This is a genomic window from Eikenella halliae, assembly GCF_001648475.1.
Lineage (GTDB): Bacteria > Pseudomonadota > Gammaproteobacteria > Burkholderiales > Neisseriaceae > Eikenella > Eikenella halliae.
Genome location: NZ_LXSQ01000009.1, coordinates 1 through 18,464, shown reverse-complemented (window position 1 = coordinate 18,464; position 18,464 = coordinate 1). Strand labels below are relative to the sequence as shown.

The following is an 18,464-nucleotide window of genomic DNA, read 5'->3' as shown; positions in this document are numbered from 1 at the left end:
AGATGAATCCCACCATCGACACCGGCTTTATGCTCGCCCTGCGCTACCGCGCCCCGGTTATCTCCCTCGAAACCGCCTGCGCCGACTTTATGCCGCACCTGAGCATAGAGGTAGCCCGCCGCCGCGCCAAAGTGCAAACCCTGCCCTTTCCGGTTTTCCAGGCGGACAAATCCCAAAAAACGACTTTTTTTGTAAACGTTTCCGACCTCGCCGCCTGGCTGGAATCCAGCCGCGAACAGGCCGCCGAAACATGGATGAAAATGCACAATATGAAGACTGAAAAATGAAAATCGCCCGAGCTACCCCCGAAGATATTAATGCTTTATGCGACCTAGCTTTTGCCGTAGATGCTATCAACGCAGGCAGCATCCCGCCCGCCGAAGGCGGCGAAGATGGCGAATGGGAACACATCGGCGCAGGCAACCTCCTCAACATCCTGCACGACGACACCCCCGTATCCCTGCAAAAAGAATCCCTCGACATTTGCCGCCGCTGCCTGATCCGCTTGCTTGAGATTGCGGAGAGCGCCCACATCACCCGCGCCGCCGGCAACCTCGAAGCCGTATTTTTGCCGAGCAACCGCATAATCGACCTCGAAGCCGACACCCTCGAAACCCACCCCAGCATAGATCAAGGCTGGGCCGATACCGCCCGGCTGGATTGGCTTGCCGACCAGGAAAATACCATCGGCAAAGTTATGTTGCCGGGTTGGTGCTCCGGCGAATATGACAGCCTGCGTGATGCCATCGACGCCATCATAAGCTCACCAACCTACCTAGAGCGCAAATACGGAAAAACCCAATCAGGCAGACTATTTGTCATCTTCGAAGAGATTTTTAACAACAAAGAAAAGGCAGCGGCAGGCAAAGACGTGACGCGGAGCCTGATCACTGGGCAACCGATAAACAAGGAGCAACCATGACACAGCAATTTAAATTCGGCGACATTGTACGAGATGCGAGCCTAGGCGTGTGTGTAGTCATTAACACATCGGAACATTTCGCTTACATTATGAATAGCCGTGGTAACTATAACACCTTAGCAAATCCCGCCGATTTGGAGCTCACCCCCCATCCCGACACCGAGCGTATCGACTGGCTGGCCGCACAAGACGACATCGATATCACACTAGGCAACGTCATCAACCTCAAGCAGCCCGACCTGCGCACCGCTATAGATATAGCTATGCAGGCGTGCATCGCAGCCGTTGCCATCAAATTCACAGCCCACTTCGAAGAGATGGTGGCGCGCGGAGAAGCCGAACGCCTGCCTGACGGTCGCTATCAGATTTTTGAAAAGGCTACCTGAAATGCACTACGGCAGCCTGTGCAGCGGAATCGAAGCCGCATCCGTGGCGTGGGAGCCGCTCGGCTGGCAGCCCGCATGGTTTGCCGAAATCGAGCCGTTTCCCGCCGCCGTCTTAAAACACCATTGGCCGCACGTCCCCAATCGCGGCGATATGTCCAAATTTAAGGAGTGGCCGAATGAGCCAATTAACCTTCTTGTCGGAGGAACACCCTGCCAATCCTTCAGTGTTGCCGGATTGCGGCGCGGATTGGCAGACCCTCGTGGCAACCTCATGCTTACCTATCTTGCCATTGCTAACCAATATCGCCCCGAGTGGCTGGTATGGGAGAACGTCCCCGGCGTTCTGTCGTCAAACCGGGGGCGGGATTTCGCCACCTTCCTCAACGGGCTGGCAGAACTCGGGTATGGGTTCGCCTACCGCATTCTTGACGCTCAATACTTCGGAGTGCCACAGCGCCGCCGCCGCATCTTCGTTGTCGGCTGTGCTGGAAGCTGGCAACGTGCCGCAGCGGTACTATTTGAGCGCGAGAGCCTGCAATGGCATCCTGGACAGGGCGGAGCGCCGCAAGAAAACCCTGCCGCCTTTATTGAAGGCAGCTTTGGCACGTATCGCCAAAGCGCTACCGGCGGCACACTAAAAGCCAGCGGCGGTGCACAGCAGGGCGGTAGTGAAACCCTGTTAGTAGTACATGGCCGGCAAGACCCCTGCACCGACAACCGCGCATTTGCACTCGATTGCCAGCACAGTGGTAATACTAATGTTGTCTGCATCAACGGCAACATCATAGGCAAAGACCCAAACGGAACAAGTGGCGGCAACGGCATGGGCGCCATCCAAGACGGCACCGCCTACACCCTCACCGCCACCGACCGGCACGCCGTTTCCGACGGCTTCCAGGTGCGCCGATTTACACCTACCGAGTGCGAGCGCCTACAGGGTTTTCCCGCCGGGCACACGCAAATACCTTGGCGTGGCAAACCAGCCGCCGACTGCCCAGACGGGCCGCGCTACAAAGCCATCGGCAACAGTATGGCCGTGCCGGTGATGCACTGGATAGGTGAGCGCATTCAGCAAGTAAACCAAATCAAGGAGCAAGCATGACACCCGAAAGAATCGAACAAGAGCGCCTGGCGTTTGAGGCGTGGATGGCCGAGCTATATCCAACCAATCCGCAGACGGAACGAGTAGGCGACGAATACAGCCGCCTCGGCACGCAGTACAAATGGGAAGGCTGGCAAGCCAAAGCCGCACAATCCGACTGGATAAGCGTGGAGGACAGGCTGCCTGAAATTGATGAATTTGTTTTAGTGTGCAGAAACTGGAGAGGCAAATTAGTTCAATGTGTGGATAAAATCAGATTATGTTATGACCGCGAAAAACCTAAAGAAGAGCAAAAGTGGTATGGTTTTATGTATTCGGATATTACACACTGGCAACCGCTTCCCGCTCCGCCTGAAGGAGATTGAAAAGCACAAACAGGCTGCAAACGCAGCCTGTTTTTTTGTTGCAGAACCGGATACTTTTTACAAAAACTGAAGAAAACGCTTGACTTTTATTATAGGTTATCCTATAATTACTCCAACGATTAGGAATAAAGAAATCCCGCTGCGGGAACAGCGGGAAATCCGAAAAAGAAAGGAGGTGATGAAGATGATAAGATTCCTAATCTTGGTGGTTTTACTAGTAATCAGCTACCCAGCCTACTAATAAAACTGTGTGATTAACCAAAGGGCGGCGGCAACGCCGCCCATTCCCAACCACCTTTCTGCAATCACTTTACCCGAAAGAAAAAACCATGTCAAACGCCAACACCAAACACAGCAAAGCCCTCCGTAAAGCCACAACCGCCAAATGGCAGCGTGAAAAACTCGAGCGCGGCGAACTCGCCCAAATCCTCATCCGCGCAGATTCTGAAACAATCAATAATTTCAAAACCATGCTGGAAGAAATCGGCGGCACCCGCCCCGAAGCCCTGCGCAAACTATACCAGTTTTACCAAGCCAAAAAATAGCCGTGTAGATGTGCCATATTTGCACCATTTTATTTCTATAAAATTTATATAGCTGATACTTATATAATATTTTTTAAATATCCATCCTATCCAACATCGGAGCAACGGATAAACGGCGGGCGGGGAGGGTGTGGCGAAAGGGCATGATGGGCAGAGGATAAAGAAAAAGCCTAAACGGGATGTTTAGGCTTTTTGAAATTTGGTGGGTCGTGAGCGATTCGAACGCTCGACCAACGGATTAAAAGTCCGCTGCTCTACCGACTGAGCTAACGACCCTTGGCTCCCCGAGCTGGGCTCGAACCAGCGACCTGCGGATTAACAGTCCGTCGCTCTACCGACTGAGCTATCGGGGAAAGGAAGCGCGCATTTTAGAGAGGAGGGGTGGCGTTGTCAATAGAAATTTGGCATGGATGAGAAAATTTTTTAACAGCTTGCGCGCAAATTGAAAAATTCGATATAAATACAGCGTATTATATTATGCCGCAATTTTCAGTGAGGCTACCTGAAACTTGTTTGCCAGCCTAATGCGGCTAAGCCAATTCCAGGCAGCCTCTGTTTTGGCGCGGTGTGTTCCCGGTGCCGCCTGCCTGTTTAACCGGCCTTTTTGTCTGTGCCTTCTTCTGCGGCCAAGCGCAAATATAGCGGGGCGAGCAGCGCTAAAACGAGGCGGGCGAACAGGGGGCTGTTAATCGGCTCATCTTCATCGCGGCCGTACACTTGGGCGACTTCGGGGTCTTGGTTTTGGCCGGGGTAGTCGCGGCTGTCGCGGTATTTGCCGCGGGCGGCGGCGAGGGCTTTTTCAGGTAGCCTTTGGGCGGCGAGGTCTTCGGCGGTGCAGGCTTTGGCGGCGGCCAGGCTGGTGCGGGGGAAGAAGGGCAGCGGCTGTTGTTGGCCGAGCAGGTAGTAGTCGAGCCAGCGGGTAAGTTGCTCGGCGGCTTCCGCTTGCGGCAGCGGCGGCAGGGTTTGCGGGCTGTCGAGGGAGACGAGGTGGGTGGCTTGCGCTTGGGGGTGAACGGCGCAATACACCAGGTGTTGCAGCCACAGGCCGATTTCGGCGGGGGCTTTGAGTTCGGCGGCGCGGTAGAAGATTTGGCCGTGCTGGTGCAGGCGGGTGAGGCTACCGACGAGGGTGTGGCCGCCGTGCGCGAAGCGGAAGGGGAAATCTGGCTCGCGCGAGCTGGCGAGCAGTACGGAATCGAGCTGCTTGGCGGCGGTGCGTTCGGGCTCTTGCAGGATTTCGCCGAGCAGGCCGGCGGGCAGGAGGCTGTCGGCCTGCAACTTGGCTTCGGTTTGGGCGAAGTCTTCGCGGTGGCGGCGGGCGTCGAGGTAGCGCTGTTTCACTTCGTCGGAGCGCTCGATGGCGTAGGGCTCGGCGGAATCGGCGGGGCGGTCGGCATAGGGGCGCTGCCATTGCAGGGCGCGGCGCAGCCAATGGCGCACGGGGTTGTTCCAGAAGTTTAGGAAACTGTCGAGCGATATGGCGGGCTCGGTGTCGGCTTCGGGCAGGGTATCGCCGATAAAAGGGGCGGCTTCGGCGGCGGGTTGGTTGAGGGCTTGGGCGTAGTCTTGGCGGAGGCCGGATAGGCCACCTGAAAGCCCGTTTTTGCTAAATTCGGCCGAACTTTCCCCATCCTGTTGCGGGGCAAAGTAGCGGGTGGAAAAGGCTTGCAGGGGGTGTTGGCGCACATGGGCGGCGGCGAAATCGGCGCTGCTCTGGCCGGCCATTTGCGCCAGCGTGTCGATGAGTTCGCTCAGCAGCGGCGAGGGGGCTTGGGCTTCGTCTTTGAGGTGGTCGCGGCCGATGTAGGACAGATAGAGGTGGCTGCGGGCGCTGAGCAGGGATTCGAGGAACAGGTAGCGGTCGTCGTCGCGGCGGGATCGGTCGCCGGATTGGGGATGGCGGGCGATGAGATCGAAGGCGGGGGCGGGGGTTTGGCGCGGGTATTTGCCGTCGTTCAGGCCGAGCAGGCAAACGGTGTCGAACGGCAGGCTGCGCATGGGCACCATGCTGCAGAAGGTGATGCCGCCGCGCAAAAAGGCGGCTTCGCTGCTTTGGCCGAAGAAGCGGCTCAGGTGCTGACAGGCGGTGTCGGGCGGCAGAGCCGCGGCATAGCCTGTCAGCGCGGCTTCTTCCTGCCAGGCGGCCAAGGCCTGGCTGATTTGCTGCCAGGCGGCTTGGTCGGCTTCGGCGGGGGTATCGCCCGCGGCATCGGCCAGGAGGGCGCGGAAACGTTCGATCCAGCCTTCGATGGACGCGGGGCTTTGCCAGCGGCGGTGGTGCTCGCGCAGTTTGCCCAGCAGCACAAACCAGGCGGCTTGGGCAGGCTGGCGGGCCAAATCGGCCGGCCAGGGGTGCACGCCCTGCCACAGCGTATCTTCGCTCTCGGGCAGCAGCCAGCCCAGCACGCTGCGTTCTGCGGCCTGCTGCCAAGTGAAGGCTTTGCCGCTGCCGCCGTGCTCGGCGCGCATTTCGGCATCCGCGCCCCAATGCACGTTGAGTTCGGCCACGCTGCGGCGTAGGAATTCGGCATCGGTTTCGTCAATCTGCCAATGGCGGCGCACCGCTTGGGCATCGAGCAGGGGCAGCAGGCGTTCGGTTTCGAATCGGCTCTGCATCAGGGCGATGAGCTGCTCGGCCAGCAGCATCAAAGGCTGGCTGCGGCTGAGGCGCACGTCGGCCACGGAATACGGCAGGGCGCGGCTGCCGGGCGCGGCTTCGCCGAACACGGCGTGGATGAAGGGCAGGTAGTCTTCCACAGCGGGGGTGAGCACGGCGATGTGGTGCGGCTGCAGCTCGGGCTTGTCCGCCAAACGGCGCAATAGGTGTTCTTTAAGGATTTGCAGCTCGCGCAAGGGGCTGTGGGCGGCTTGGATCACGATGCTGCCGTCCATCTGCGCGCTGCCTTTTTCAGGTAGCCTCAACAGCTGGATATCGGCTTGCAGGCGTTGCAGCAGGCTGGGCGATTCGGGCAGCGCGGGGAAGAGTTCCACCTGCTCCATGGCGCGGGTGCTCACGGCCAGGCGGTCGAAAAAGTCGCGCCCCTGTTTACCCAGCGAAGAGAGCAGCGGGTGGCCGGCTCCTTCGGCTGCGGGTTCGGCCTGCGCGGCCAGCCGTTTCGGGCTTTGGATGTCGCCCCAGTATTGCTGGCTGGGATTAACCGCAAACAGGTGCACATCGGTGTGCTCGGCCAAGGCCTGCAACAAATCCAGATACACCGGCGCCAGCGTGGAAATGCCGAACGCCAAATAACGCTGCGGCAAGCGCGCCGGATTCAGCGCGGCCAGCAGCCGTTCGTGTTGCGCGGCGCGGTGGGCGGCGGGGGTGTCGGCAGCGAGCGTGCGCCACAACGCAGCCTGCCAGGCTTCGTCCGCGCCCAAGCCGTTGAGTTTGCCCTGCTCCCATTGCGCGAGCCAGTGCGGACGGTACACCAAATATTGGTCGAACACGTCCGCCAGCCGCCCCGCCAAATGATAAGCCGCCGCCGTGCTGCTTTTCAGGTAGCCCTGCAACACTGCGGGCAGAGCCGAATCGGCGCTTTCCAACAACGGCAGCAGCCGCCAGCGCAACACTTCCGGCGCAAACGGGTTCAGGCGCGGCGCATCCGACAGGAAGCGGCGCGTGAGCTGCCAGCTCAATGCCGCCGGCAAGCTGAAATTCAAATTGGCTGCAATGCCGCTGCGCTCGGCCAAATAGTGGTTGAGATAACGGCGCATCCCCTGGCTCTGCACCACGATTTCCTCCGGCGCAAACACCGCTTCCGGTGGCGCGGCCTGCATCAGCGCAACGGCGGTTTCGGCAAGGAATTCGAGGCGGTTGGAAGAATAAAGGTGGAGCATAGCGCGGGCGGGAGTAAGCAAGAAGAAAGAATCGGCATTATATAGCGAACGGCCGGGTTTGGCGGCGCGGCGGAAGGCTACCTGAAATGGCAACGGCGGGCTTGGCGGGAATACATGGCGGTGCGGCCAAGTCAGTTTTTGGTTTGCCTCCCGTTTTCAGGTAGCCTCATTCAGGCTGGCAGGATAAAACCGTTCCGACGGAATAAGCCTGATACCTGCCCGCCGCCCTAACAAGGGCTACCTGAAATTGGCACAGCATGGCTTGCCCGACACCCGCAGCTTGCGTGCTGCCGCGCCGCCATCTCATCCGCCCGCCGCGCCGTTCTTTCGGTTTGCCGCGCCCGCTGTTACAATCGCGGCTGTTTGCAGATTGGCGGCGGGCTGTTTAATTCGGCCGGAAACAACGTTTTGGCGAAACCTGCCGCGCCGGTTTCAGGTAGCCTCATGTGTGCTGCCGTTGAATGGAAAGGAAAGAATGATGGGTATTTCTAGCGGCTGGCATTGGCTGGTGATTTTGATTGTGGTGGTGCTGATTTTCGGCACGAAGAAGCTGCGCAATGTGGGCAAAGACCTCGGCGGGGCGATTCACGATTTTAAAAAGGGCTTAAACGAAGGCAGCGAGGGCGAGAGCGAAACGGCTGCGCCCAAGCAGATTGTTGAACACAAAGAAGAGAAGCCGGGCGAATAGGCGATGTTTGATTTCGCGTTCAGCGAGATGCTGCTGGCGGCGCTGGTGGCGCTGGTGGTGCTCGGGCCGGAGCGGCTGCCGCAGGCGGCGCGGGCTGCCGGGCGGATGGCGGGCAAGCTCCAACGCTTGGCCGGCAGCCTGAAGGCGGAGCTGGCGCAGCATGCGGATATGGCCGATTTGCGCCGGATGCAGGAAACGCTGTCGGATACGGCCAACGAGTTGCGCCAGGAAATGCAGTATCTGCGCTCTTCGGCCGCGCCGGATGTGCCGGCCTGGGAGAGTTTGCCGCCGCAGCGCACGCCGGCGGATTTCGGCTTGGACGAAGACGGCCTGCCCGCCCTGCGGGATGCGCCGACTGCGCCGGGCTTCCACACGCCTTCGCTGGGGCAGCGCGCGCGCGCAACCCGGCGCAAGCTGCAGCTGCGCGTGCGGGTGCGGCCGCGTTTGCGGGTGCGTAAACAAGCGGGAGGGGGCAGATGAACGCGCAGCCCTTGGTGGAACATTTGAAGGAATTGCGCCGCCGCCTGATGTGGGTGGCGGCGGTGTTGCTGCTGTGCCTGTTTGCGGCGGTGCCGTTTGCCAACCGGCTGTATGCGCTGGTGGCCAAGCCTTTGATGGCGAGCCTGCCGCCGGGGGCGCATATGCAGGCGATTGATGTGATTGCGCCGGTGTTTGTGCCGCTGAAGGTGGCGCTGATGGCGGCGTTTTTGGTGTCGCTGCCGCATACGCTCTACCAGCTGTGGGCGTTTGTGGCGCCGGCGCTCTACCGGCACGAGAAAAGGCTGGTGCTGCCGCTGTTGCTCTCGAGCGTGGGGCTGTTTTTTGCGGGGATGGCGTTTTGCTATTTTTTGGTGTTCCCGCTGGTGTTTAAAGTGTTTGCCTCAGCCACCCCGGAAGGGGTGAGCATGATGACGGACATCGACCGCTACCTTTCCTTCGTGCTGGGCATGTTTGTGGCCTTCGGTATGGCGTTTGAGCTGCCGGTGTTGGTGGTGCTGCTGTATCGGATGGGGGCGGTGTCGCTCGCGGCACTGAAAACGGCGCGGCCTTATGTGGTGGTGGTGGCATTTGTGGTGGCGGGGATTGTAACGCCGCCGGACGTGATTTCGCAGTTTCTGCTGGCGGTACCGCTGATTGCGCTGTATGAGGCGGGTTTGCTGATGTGCCGACTGTTTAAGCCGAATGCGGATGCGGCGGAAGCCACGGAAGCGGATGAGGCTACCTGAAAGCGAAATCTTGGCGAGGCCAAGGCTGAGCTTCTGCGAAGCTAAAACATCGGCTTTAGCGCCGCCAAGCCCTTCGTTTGCATTTTCAGGTAGCCTTTCCATTGCGGCAAGCGAAGGGAAAACCAAAATACATTTTGCCACCAAGCTACCATACCGCACATCAACCGATACGACCCAATCCGGAGCGCAGATGGATTCCCCCCGCGAACACGCCGTACCGCCGTACCAACAGCAACACCGCTGCCGCCAGCATGGCCTTCATGCTGCGCACAGCGATGTTTTTGTTTGATGGGTACAAGTGCGGAAGAGGCTACCTGAAAATAAGAAACTTCAGCAAAGTGAAAACTTAAAAGCCAAGTCTGCAATCAGAAAGCACCTCCCACACATGCCGAAAACTTTTCAGGCAGACTTATAGGCAGACCGATTCAAAACCCAGCCAAATTAAGCAAAGGACACCCTACCCCATGTTCACCTCGCGCGATCTCGGCCAATTCCTCTATTCCCTGTTTAATGTTTTGGAAGTTATCGGCATCGTGGCTGCCATCATGATAGCAATCATTGCCTCAGTGGTGTGCTACCACCTCAAACCGCAGTGGATGCAGAAACACCGCTGGCTGGTGCCCGTTCCCGCGCTGATTGTGCTGTTTGTATTCCTCGTTATCCCGTATTTTTTGCAAAAAGAGCGGGATGCGCAGCGGCGGCAGGAATTGCAGCAGGCGAGAGCCGAACGCGCAGCATGGCGCAAGCAATACTATGAGCCCGCCAAAGCCCGCTTTGACCAGCTGTGCCAAAACGCCGGCGAGAAGATCTACCGTACGGCGGACAATGTGGACGGCATCCTGCTGCTGAAAGTGCGCGGGGATGATGAAAAGTATCAGGATAATAGCTACAACCCGCTGAAAGACCAGATGTGGGAGGATGCGGCGGTAGAGAGTGAGTCGAAGCGAGAGGGATATATTGAGGAATTTCTTCTCCGCTCTAATCTTAGCTTTCCAAGATATATCTATGCCGACGTTTTACAGAAAGATAATTCAATTATTCGGTACAGCATTTACAAGGTAAATCAGGAGTGGGTTGAGGATAAACAACTGAATCCCCATCCCCGTGCCCGCTATGCCGTTACCTATGAAAACGATATTTCCTGGGAAAACCGCAAACATTGGATAGCGGGAACAACCATCAAGGTTATCGATACAAAAACCAATGAACTGATGGCTGAGAAAACCATGTATGCCTTTGTGCCGGAATTAGGCTATTCCAAATTTGAGCAGAATCCAAACCCTTGGGGCAGGGGTATGCGTTGCCCTGCTGGGGAAAGCGAGTTCGAGCAGAGAACAGTTACCTTTGCAATTAAAGTTTTAATCCCATCCAATCTTAGTCGGAGACTACAAAATGACTAATCAACAAAATCCGAGCCAGCGCCGCCCCTGCCAATAGAATGTGCCAACCGGCCCGCGCAACAAATCCGATTTATCGCCAACAGCCTGCGTCCATCAGGCTACCTGAAAAATTCAGCGCTAAAGAAATGAAAACCAAGCTGCGGTTTGCCACCCTCTCTATCGCTCCTCGGGCGAGGAGGCGGATTTCGGGCAGTTTTTGTATCTGCCGTTTGTATGAAAACATGATTGCTTTGGCTATAATTTCTGCCGAAACGGACGGGCGCGGCATCGTGCCTGCCGGTTTCAGGTAGCCTCTTTATTCATTCAACCCGATTCTCTTTTAATTCGAACAAGCAATGCCGATTTCGCCATCTTTTGCCTACCGCGCGGCTGTGTGCAGCCTGTTTGCGCTGATTTTCCTTTCCCTGGCTTGGGAGCTGTGGCTGGCGCCGCTGCGCCCGGGCGGCTCTTGGCTGGCTTTGAAGGTGCTGCCTTTGTGCCTGCTGTTGCCGGGGGTGTTGCGGCGCAACCGGCAAACTTTCCTGCTGGGCGGGATGTTGGTGCTGTTTTATGCGGCGGAGGCGGTGGTGCGGTTGTTTGACGCGCAGCCGGCGAGCCGGGTTTGTGCGGCGGCGGCTTTGGCCTCGGCTGTGTTGTTTTTTGTATCGGCGCTGGGTTTTCTGCGCTCAGGCAAACGGGAGCAGGCATGATGTGGGAACGGTTTAAGGAAAGCTGGGTGGTGTGGCTGGGCATGGCGCTGATGGCGGTGGTGCCGTTTTTGTCGTCGTGGCGCACGGGGCCGCAGGGGGGCTGGTTTATTGAGAGCGGCTCGCTGCTGTTTGCCGCTTTGTTTGCCTTGCTCACGCTGTGGCGCAATCCGGCGCGCGCACGGCTGCCGGGGGCGATGGTGTTTTTTGTGCTGCTGGCGGGATTTTGGCTGGTGCAGGCGCGGATTTTGCGGCTGCCGTATCCGGAAATGTCGGATTTGACGGCGGCGGTGTTTTGCGTGATGGCGCTGCTGGCTTGGGCTTGCCGGCTTCAGGTAGCCCGGCTGGGGCAAGACAGGGTGGCGGAGATTTTTGCCTGGGCGCTGCTTTGCGGGGCGGTGTTGCAGGGCTTGGTGTGCGTGTTTCAGTTTATCGGCCACACGTCTTGGCTGCCGGGGCTGATGCGCGCGCCGCAGAAGTATTTTGTGTTCGGCCAGGTGGGGCAGCGCAATCATTTGGGGCACTACATGATGTGGGGCGTGCTGGCGCTGGGCTACCTGTGGAGCAGGCGGCGGCTGCCGGGGCTGATTGCGTTGGCGCTGGCGGTGTTTTTGCTGCAAGTAATCGGGGTGATTACTTCGCGCACGATTATGGTGTATGTGGGGGCGTTGCTGCTGCTGATGCCGCTGCTGTATGTGTTGGGCGGCCGCCCGCTGCGCCGTTGGTGCGCGCTGACAGGGCTGTTGGTTTTGGGTGTGTTGGCGGCGCAGTTGATTATGCCTTGGCTGGTGGATACGTGGCTGGCGCCTGATGTGCAGTCTTCGGGCGTGGGGCGTTTGGTGTCGGGCGATGCGGCCAGCCCGGGGCGCGCTTCGGAATGGGCGAAGGCGTGGATGGTGTTTATGGAGCATCCGTGGCTGGGCGTGGGCTGGCAGGGCTATGCGCACGAGAGTTTCGCGCTGGTCATGCGCGGCTCGGCGTTTCGCAATTATGACGTGGGCGTGTTGTTCACCCACAGCCACAACAGTATGCTGGAAATTTTGGCCGAGATGGGTGTGGCGGGCGCCATCTTGGTGTTCGGCGGCTGGTTGGCGGTGGCCAAGGGCTACCTGAAAAAGGGATTGGGCGCATCTTCGGCGCTGATGCTGGCCTTGATGACCGTATCGTTGTGCCACAGCCTGCTGGAGTATCCGCTGTGGTATGTGTATTTCCTCACGCCGTTTGCCGTGATGATGAGCCTCACCCCGGCCAAAGCGCCCGGCTGGTATATCGCGCAGGCGGGCAAGTGGCCGCAACGCTTCGGCATGGCCTTTGCCGCGCTGGCGTCCGTTATCATTGTGCAATACGGCTTTGCCTACCACCGCCTGGTATTCGCCTATGCCAATCCCACCGAAAGCTACCCGCAATACAAACAAGTGGATACCCTGCGCGAGCTGGAAGGCAAACACTATTTCCTCAAATACTACGCACAGATGGGCTTAATCCGCAAAGTGGATTGGCTGCGCCCGTTGCCGGAGTGGGGGCGCGATGCTGCTTTGCGCGCCAGCCTGTTCCGCCCCTATGCCAACACCGCCGTGCGCGCCTTCTATTTGGAGCAGGAAGGCCGCCCGCGCGAAGCCGCCGATTGGCTGGTGAACATGGGGCGCTACTACCCCAAACAAATGCCCGGTCTGCTCAGCACCGCCGCTGCTTTCCGCGCCGCGCCCGAAGTGGTGCAGCCCCTGCGCGAACAGTGCCAGCTGTATGTGCAAACCATGCCCCAGGCCGCCGGCAACCTCACTTGCGGCAATGCTTCCGCCCCTGCCGGCAACAGCGGCAGCCGCCCGGCGTCGCGCAGCGGCAGTGGGGTTTGACTTGGCGGGAAAGGCTACCTGAAAACGCGGGCTTCAACGCAGCCAAACCAATGCCTTCGCTTAGCCAAATTTCCCGTCCGGCTTAAACAAGCGTAACATCCGTGATATCCCACCCGGCTTACGCAAAGATACGCAAAAGAATTTGGCTTGTTCGCTCGTATCAGGCAAAGTGTTAAGACGCTTGAAATTCAACGGCCAACCAGCCTAATCCCAGCTGCCTGAGCTGGAAAGAACCATGTTGGTTGGCCAAATTGCCGGGCATGCCCGGCGGCAAAATTTCCGTGCCGCAACGGCACATAAAATACTAAGGAGTAAGCATGAACCGTGTTTTATTGGTAGACGACGACGCCCTGCTCACCGAGCTCTTAACCGAATACCTGAGCGCCGAAGGGCTGGAAGTCAGCAGCGTGCCCGACGGCGAAGCCGGCGTGAACGAAATTCTCAACGGCAACTACAACGTGGTGGTGCTGGATTCCATGATGCCCAAGCTCAGCGGGCTGGACGTGCTCAAAACCGTGCGCCAGCAGAGCAAAACCCCCATCATCATGCTTACTGCCAAAGGCGACGACATCGACCGCATCATCGGCTTGGAAATGGGCGCCGACGACTACGTGCCCAAGCCCTGCCAGCCGCGCGAACTCTTGGCGCGCATCAACGCTATCCTGCGCCGCACCCGCTTGGCCGAGCCGGACAACAGCACGCCCAACGTGATTTCCGTGAGCGACGTTACCCTCTATCCGGCCAAGCGCCAAGCCACCATCAACGATGCCCCGCTGGAGCTCACCAGCACCGAATTCAACCTGTTGGAAGTGCTGATGCGCCATGCCGGCCAGGTGGTGAACAAAGAAACCCTCTCGCTTGAAGCGCTCGACCGCAAGCTGGCCAAGTTCGACCGCAGTATCGACGTGCACATCTCCAGCATCCGCCACAAACTGGGCGACGCCTCGCTCATCCAAACCGTGCGCGGCCTGGGTTATCTGTTTGTGAAAAACTGATATTTCGATTTTATTTTTGAAGCTTACGCTTTCAGGTAGCCTCCATCGAACGGGATAAAGGCTACCTGAAAACACCGTTCCTTCATTTGCCCCCACCCAACGGCCGCCGCCAAGCCTAAACCGACTGACGGCGGCATTGTTTTGCGGCCGGGCAAACTTTCCCGCCAAAGCATATTCATGAAACTGTTCCAGCGGATTTTCCTCACCTTCTTCTTCGTCATCATCGCCGCCATTTTCGTGGCCAGCTTCTCCTTCTGGCTGGTGCAAGACAGAGTGGCCGAAAGCCGTTTCAAACAGCAGCGCGCCTTCGAAACCGGCCTGCTCAACAGCACCGTTACCGTGTTTCAAACCCGCGGCCTCTCCGGCGTGCGCGAAACCCTGCAAGACTGGAACAACACCCCCACGTTCGACAACATCCTCGTGATTTCCGGCGACAGCAAAACCGATATTTTCCAGCGTCAGGTAGAGCCCGCGCGCATCTTGGCCGCCCGCAAATTCGCCGCCGAATACCCCAACACACGCGCCGTGCGCGTGGCCTACGACCCCTTGGGCGAAGAATATATCTTCATGCTGGCCGATTGGGACAAACAACAGCCCACCCGCCTGCCTTCCCCGCTGATGATTCCCGGCGTGGAAATGGCGCCGGTGTGGCACGAGCTCATCATCCTCAGCTTCATCATCATCGTCGGCCTGCTTCTGGCCTATATCCTTGCCCGCAATATTTCCCAACCCATCCGCACGCTGGAGCGCGGCATGAGCCGCCTGGCCGAAGGCGACCTCGAAACCCGTATTTCCCACCAGCTGCTCGGCCGACGCGACGAACTGGCCAAACTCGCCGTCCAGTTCGACCACATGGCCGGCCGCCTGCAAAAACTGGTGGAACGCGAACGCCACCTGCTGCACCACGTTTCGCACGAAATGCGCTCCCCGCTGGCGCGTATGCAGGCTCTGCTTGCCCTGCTGCAAGTGCAGCCGCACAAACAGGAACAAAACATCAAGCGCCTCGAATCCGAGCTCACCCGCATGGACAAACTCGTGGGCGAGCTGCTCACCCTCTCCCGTTTGGAAACCGCCAACGTGGAAATGGAAAAAGACCCACTCAAGCTCGTGCCCTTCTTGGAAAACCTGGTGGAAGACTGCCGCGCCATCGCCGTGCAGAACAATCAGCAAATCGATTTTGCCTATGACCCGGCCGATGCCGATGCCACCGTTTCCGCCAACGAGGGCTACCTCTACCGCGCCTTCGACAACGTATTGCGCAATGCCATGGCCTACAGCCCCGAAGGCAGCAAAATCCAGATCCGCCTCTCCGGCCACAAACACCATTGGTACATCGACATTGCCGACAACGGCCCAGGCGTGGACGAACGCCAGCTGCCGCACATCTTCACCGCCTTCTACCGCGCCGACAGCGGCGCGCACAAACCCGGCACCGGCCTTGGCCTGGCCATTGCCCGCCATGTAATCGGCAAACACAACGGCCGCATCAGCGCCGCCAATGTGCAGCCCAACGGCCTGAACATCCACTTCGAGCTGCCCGAGCTCACCGCCAAACAGCAGAAGCTGGAAGAAAAAGAACGCGAAGAAAAAGAGCGCGGGCAGGATGAAGGCAAATAAACCGGAAGCCGTTGCCGCAGCAGGAGCGCGTATTTTTCAGGTAGCCTTACTCCCACTAATGCCCCAGTAATCGTTCAAATCAAACCGAGCCAACACAATATGGCCGGGTTTGAAACGGCCGTCTATGGGAAAGAAAGCCTTTTCGCTATATAATTCCGCTGTTTCGACAGCTCCCATTCGGAAGTATCAATGAGCACCAACACCATTCTGATTATTGCCATCCTTATTTTCGCCCCCGTGTTCGGCGTATTGCTGTACAACACCTATCAGGAAAAGAAATACCGCGACTCCATCCGCGCCCAATTCGGCCATGCCGATAAAGACGCGCTGATGGAAAGCCACACCCATTCCGTGCGCGACGGCCAGCAGCAAGCTCCCGCTGCCGAAGCAGAAGCCGCCCCGCGCCTGCAGCCGGCCTTTGTTAAATTCAACCGCTCCAGCGAGCCCGCCGACGAAACCCCCGCTTTCAACTTTCAGCCCGTTCCGGCCGCCGCGCCCTCGCAAACCCAAGCGCCCGCCAAACGCAAGCTGCTGCTCGATTTGCAGGACTTGGCCAAACAACAGCTGCCCTGGTTCGACAGCCGCTTCGACTACCTTTGCTACATTTCCCTGAAAGAGCCGCAGGAATTGCACGCCATGCCGCGCCTTTCCAGCCGCCACCGCTTCCGCATCGCCGGTTGCACCATGGACGACCGCTTCCAAATCGCCGAGCCGATTCCCAGCGTGTACTACCAAGGCTTCGTGATCGGCCTGCAAGCCATCAGCCGCAATGGTTTGGCCAGCATTGCCGATTTGGAACAATTCGGCGAACAGGCCAACGCCTTTGCCGAAAAAATGGACGGCGGCCTGCTGCTCACCGACATCGACACCTTCCTCTCCATCGCCCGCCCGCTGGACGATCTGTGCGCCCGCGTGGATCAAACCATCGCCATCCATTTGGTGTCCCGCAACAACGTGAGCGGCGTGGAATTGCGCAACGCCATAGAACGCCAAGGCTTCGAACTTTCCCACGACGGTATGTTCTACCTGAACGATGCCAAAGGCGAGCCGCTGTTTGCCATCTCCACCCTCGACAACAGCGCCTTCACCGCCACCCTGCTCTCCACCCAAAATTATCGCGGCATCAGCATGCTGTTCGATGCCCCGCACATCCCCGACGGCGAGAAAAACTTCAACCGCTTCATGGATATCGCCGTTAAGCTTTCCAGCATGCTCGGCCTGGATTTGGTCAACGACAAACTCGAAGAGCTTTCCACCCAATGGCTGAAAGAAATCCGCAGTTATGTGGTGGCGCGGCAAGACGAGATGAAACGGGTCGGCATCGAGCCCGGCAGCGAGCTGGCCAAACGGCTGTTCTCGTAGCCAACCCGCTAGCACACCAGCCAAACAGGCTACCTGAAACGGCATTTCCCGTTTTCAGGTAGCCTGTTTCCCCAATCCACACACCTCAAGGAAAACATCATGCACAACGATAATGCCCTGCGCGCCGCCATCGAGGCCGTCGCCATCCCCAACAGCAGCCTCACCATCGGCAGCAGCCATGCCCTGCAAGCCATCGAACCAACCGCCGGCGACCTGCAAATCGAACTTTGCTTCGGCTTTCCCGTCGGCCACATTGCCGACCGGCTCAAGCAAAACATCGCCGCCGCGCTGGCCGAAGCCGGTTGCACCCAAAACGTGCAAACCAACATCCGCAGCGAAATCACTGCCCGCAAAGTCCAGCCCGGCGTGCGTACCATCAGCGGCGTGAAAAACATCATCGCCGTTGCCTCCGGCAAAGGCGGCGTGGGCAAATCCACCACTGCCGCCAACCTCGCCGTGGCGCTGCACAACATGGGCGCGCGCGTGGGCATCCTCGATGCCGACCTCTACGGCCCCAGCCAGCCCACCATGCTCGGCGTGCCCGAGCGCAAGCCGCAGCAGGAAAACAAACATTTCATCCCCGTGCGCTCGGCCGAAGGCATCCAAGTGATGTCTATCGGCTTTCTGGTCGACACCGACCAAGCCGTGGTGTGGCGCGGCCCCATGGTGAGCCAGGCCCTGCAGCAGCTGCTGTTTCAAAGCGAATGGGACAATGTGGACTACCTGTTTGTCGACCTGCCGCCCGGCACCGGCGACATCCAGCTCACCCTGTCGCAGAAAATCCCCGTTACCGGCGCCATCGTGGTCACCACCCCGCAAGACATCGCTCTGATCGACGCACGCAAAGCCGTGGATATGTTCGGCAAAGTCAACATCCCCATTTTCGGCGTGCTGGAAAACATGTCGGTGCACATTTGCAGCCGCTGCGGCCACCACGAGCCCATTTTCGGCCAAGACGGCGGCAAAGCGCTGGCCGAACGCCTCGGCGTGCCGCTGCTGGGCCAGCTGCCCCTGAGCCTGCCCGTGCGCGAAGCCATGGATAACGGCAGCGCCGCCCAAATGCAGGCAGCCCACCCCGCCATCGCCCAAATCTACACCGAAGCCGCCTGGCAAACCGCCCTAGCCGTGGCCGCCAAAGGCAAAGACTTCAGCAACCGCTTCCCGCAGATTGTGGTGGAATAAACAGCACGGTTGGAATACAAAAAGGCTACCTGAAACCATTTATCTCTGGTCTCATGTAGCCTTTATGTATAGTGAATTAACAAAAATCAGGACAAGGCGACGAGCCGCAGACAGTACAGATAGTACGGCAAGGCGAGGCAACGCTGTACTGGTTTAAATCACTATAGAAACCAGTAGCGTTGTTTACAGTATTTCCAGGAGAATACTGAAACATGAACATGCACAAAAACACCCGCCTCACCCCACACCACCGCCAAACCATTTGGCTGGCCTACACACAAGAGAAGGAAAGCGTCAC

General features: G+C 58.6%; 19 protein-coding genes, 2 tRNA genes and 1 pseudogene. 17 read left to right on the top strand and 5 right to left on the bottom strand.

From position 1 onward, the window contains the following. Nucleotides 1–2: 2 nt before the first annotated feature. The 6 genes from A7Q00_RS03555 (at nt 3) to A7Q00_RS03530 (ending at nt 3,320) form a co-directional block, all read left to right on the top strand. Nucleotides 3–287, top strand: a complete 285-nt coding sequence (locus tag A7Q00_RS03555) for a pyocin activator PrtN family protein (protein ID WP_064089261.1) — start codon at nt 3–5, stop codon at nt 285–287. Further along, nucleotides 284–922: a hypothetical protein gene (locus A7Q00_RS03550; RefSeq protein ID WP_064089260.1), complete on the top strand. Its 639-nt coding sequence runs from the start codon at nt 284–286 to the stop codon at nt 920–922. The genes A7Q00_RS03555 and A7Q00_RS03550 overlap by 4 nt, the downstream gene beginning before the upstream one ends. 89 nt (nt 923–1,011) lie before the next feature. After that, complete coding sequence (locus tag A7Q00_RS03545) at nt 1,012–1,308, top strand: hypothetical protein (RefSeq protein ID WP_156503719.1); 297 nt, start codon at nt 1,012–1,014, stop codon at nt 1,306–1,308. A 1-nt stretch (nt 1,309) separates the two neighbouring features. After that, a complete protein-coding gene (locus tag A7Q00_RS03540; RefSeq protein WP_064089258.1) occupies nt 1,310–2,410 on the top strand; it encodes a DNA cytosine methyltransferase in 1,101 nt (366 codons plus the stop codon). Next, nucleotides 2,407–2,775, top strand: coding sequence for a DUF551 domain-containing protein (locus A7Q00_RS03535; RefSeq protein ID WP_064089257.1), 369 nt, complete (start codon nt 2,407–2,409; stop codon nt 2,773–2,775). The genes A7Q00_RS03540 and A7Q00_RS03535 overlap by 4 nt, the downstream gene beginning before the upstream one ends. Before the next feature lie 329 nt (nt 2,776–3,104). Next, nucleotides 3,105–3,320, top strand: coding sequence for a hypothetical protein (locus A7Q00_RS03530; protein ID WP_064089256.1), 216 nt, complete (start codon nt 3,105–3,107; stop codon nt 3,318–3,320). A 200-nt stretch (nt 3,321–3,520) separates the two neighbouring features. Here the strand turns inward: A7Q00_RS03530 and A7Q00_RS03525 are convergent. The 3 genes from A7Q00_RS03525 to recC all read right to left on the bottom strand — a co-directional run bounded on the left by A7Q00_RS03525 (nt 3,521) and on the right by recC (nt 7,157). Further along, nucleotides 3,521–3,596: transfer RNA gene (locus A7Q00_RS03525), tRNA-Lys, on the bottom strand. 1 nt (nt 3,597) lies between these two features. After that, nucleotides 3,598–3,673, bottom strand: a tRNA-Asn gene (locus A7Q00_RS03520). Between the two features lie 238 nt (nt 3,674–3,911). Further along, on the bottom strand, nt 3,912–7,157 hold the full coding sequence (recC, locus tag A7Q00_RS03515; RefSeq protein WP_064089303.1) for an exodeoxyribonuclease V subunit gamma: 3,246 nt from the start codon (nt 7,155–7,157) through the stop codon (nt 3,912–3,914). Nucleotides 7,158–7,635: 478 nt separating this feature from the next. On the opposite strand from recC, the gene tatA reads away from it, so the two are divergent. Genes tatA through tatC form a run of 3 tightly spaced genes read left to right on the top strand, consistent with a single transcriptional unit; the run spans nt 7,636 to nt 9,071 of the window. After that, a complete protein-coding gene (tatA, locus tag A7Q00_RS03510; protein ID WP_023887973.1) occupies nt 7,636–7,845 on the top strand; it encodes a Sec-independent protein translocase subunit TatA in 210 nt (69 codons plus the stop codon). Nucleotides 7,846–7,848: 3 nt separating this feature from the next. Beyond that, on the top strand, nt 7,849–8,325 hold the full coding sequence (tatB, locus tag A7Q00_RS03505; RefSeq protein WP_064089255.1) for a Sec-independent protein translocase protein TatB: 477 nt from the start codon (nt 7,849–7,851) through the stop codon (nt 8,323–8,325). Next, entirely contained in the window at nt 8,322–9,071 is a 750-nt protein-coding gene (gene tatC / locus A7Q00_RS03500; RefSeq protein ID WP_064089254.1) for a twin-arginine translocase subunit TatC, read from the top strand. The genes tatB and tatC overlap by 4 nt, the downstream gene beginning before the upstream one ends. A gap of 41 nt (nt 9,072–9,112) precedes the next feature. Here the strand turns inward: tatC and A7Q00_RS13350 are convergent, their stop codons facing one another. Then, nucleotides 9,113–9,436, bottom strand: coding sequence for a hypothetical protein (locus A7Q00_RS13350; RefSeq protein WP_156503718.1), 324 nt, complete (start codon nt 9,434–9,436; stop codon nt 9,113–9,115). Nucleotides 9,437–9,535: 99 nt separating this feature from the next. On the opposite strand from A7Q00_RS13350, the gene A7Q00_RS03495 reads away from it, so the two are divergent. Beyond that, nucleotides 9,536–10,471 (top strand): hypothetical protein, encoded by a 936-nt coding sequence (locus tag A7Q00_RS03495; RefSeq protein WP_064089253.1) that lies wholly within the window; start codon nt 9,536–9,538, stop codon nt 10,469–10,471. A gap of 70 nt (nt 10,472–10,541) precedes the next feature. On the opposite strand, the gene A7Q00_RS13345 is transcribed toward A7Q00_RS03495, so the two are convergent. Further along, complete coding sequence (locus A7Q00_RS13345) at nt 10,542–10,694, bottom strand: hypothetical protein (protein WP_156503717.1); 153 nt, start codon at nt 10,692–10,694, stop codon at nt 10,542–10,544. A gap of 118 nt (nt 10,695–10,812) precedes the next feature. Between A7Q00_RS13345 and A7Q00_RS03490 the strand changes: the two genes are divergently transcribed. The 7 genes and pseudogenes from A7Q00_RS03490 to A7Q00_RS14015 form a co-directional block, all read left to right on the top strand. Next, complete coding sequence (locus A7Q00_RS03490) at nt 10,813–11,160, top strand: DUF2069 domain-containing protein (RefSeq protein ID WP_425387496.1); 348 nt, start codon at nt 10,813–10,815, stop codon at nt 11,158–11,160. Next, nucleotides 11,157–13,010: a PglL family O-oligosaccharyltransferase gene (locus A7Q00_RS03485; protein WP_064089251.1), complete on the top strand. Its 1,854-nt coding sequence runs from the start codon at nt 11,157–11,159 to the stop codon at nt 13,008–13,010. Before A7Q00_RS03490 ends, A7Q00_RS03485 begins: the two co-directional genes overlap by 4 nt. Nucleotides 13,011–13,327: 317 nt before the next feature. Next, nucleotides 13,328–14,005 (top strand): response regulator transcription factor, encoded by a 678-nt coding sequence (locus tag A7Q00_RS03480; RefSeq protein ID WP_064089250.1) that lies wholly within the window; start codon nt 13,328–13,330, stop codon nt 14,003–14,005. 177 nt (nt 14,006–14,182) lie between these two features. Continuing rightward, complete coding sequence (locus tag A7Q00_RS03475) at nt 14,183–15,622, top strand: sensor histidine kinase (protein WP_064089249.1); 1,440 nt, start codon at nt 14,183–14,185, stop codon at nt 15,620–15,622. A 189-nt stretch (nt 15,623–15,811) separates the two neighbouring features. Continuing rightward, entirely contained in the window at nt 15,812–16,984 is a 1,173-nt protein-coding gene (locus tag A7Q00_RS03470) for a cell division protein ZipA C-terminal FtsZ-binding domain-containing protein (protein WP_064089248.1), read from the top strand. 99 nt (nt 16,985–17,083) lie between these two features. Next, nucleotides 17,084–18,166 (top strand): iron-sulfur cluster carrier protein ApbC, encoded by a 1,083-nt coding sequence (apbC, locus tag A7Q00_RS03465; protein ID WP_064089247.1) that lies wholly within the window; start codon nt 17,084–17,086, stop codon nt 18,164–18,166. Nucleotides 18,167–18,378: 212 nt separating this feature from the next. Continuing rightward, nucleotides 18,379–18,464 (top strand): annotated as a pseudogene (locus tag A7Q00_RS14015) (IS481 family transposase); the annotation flags it as partial.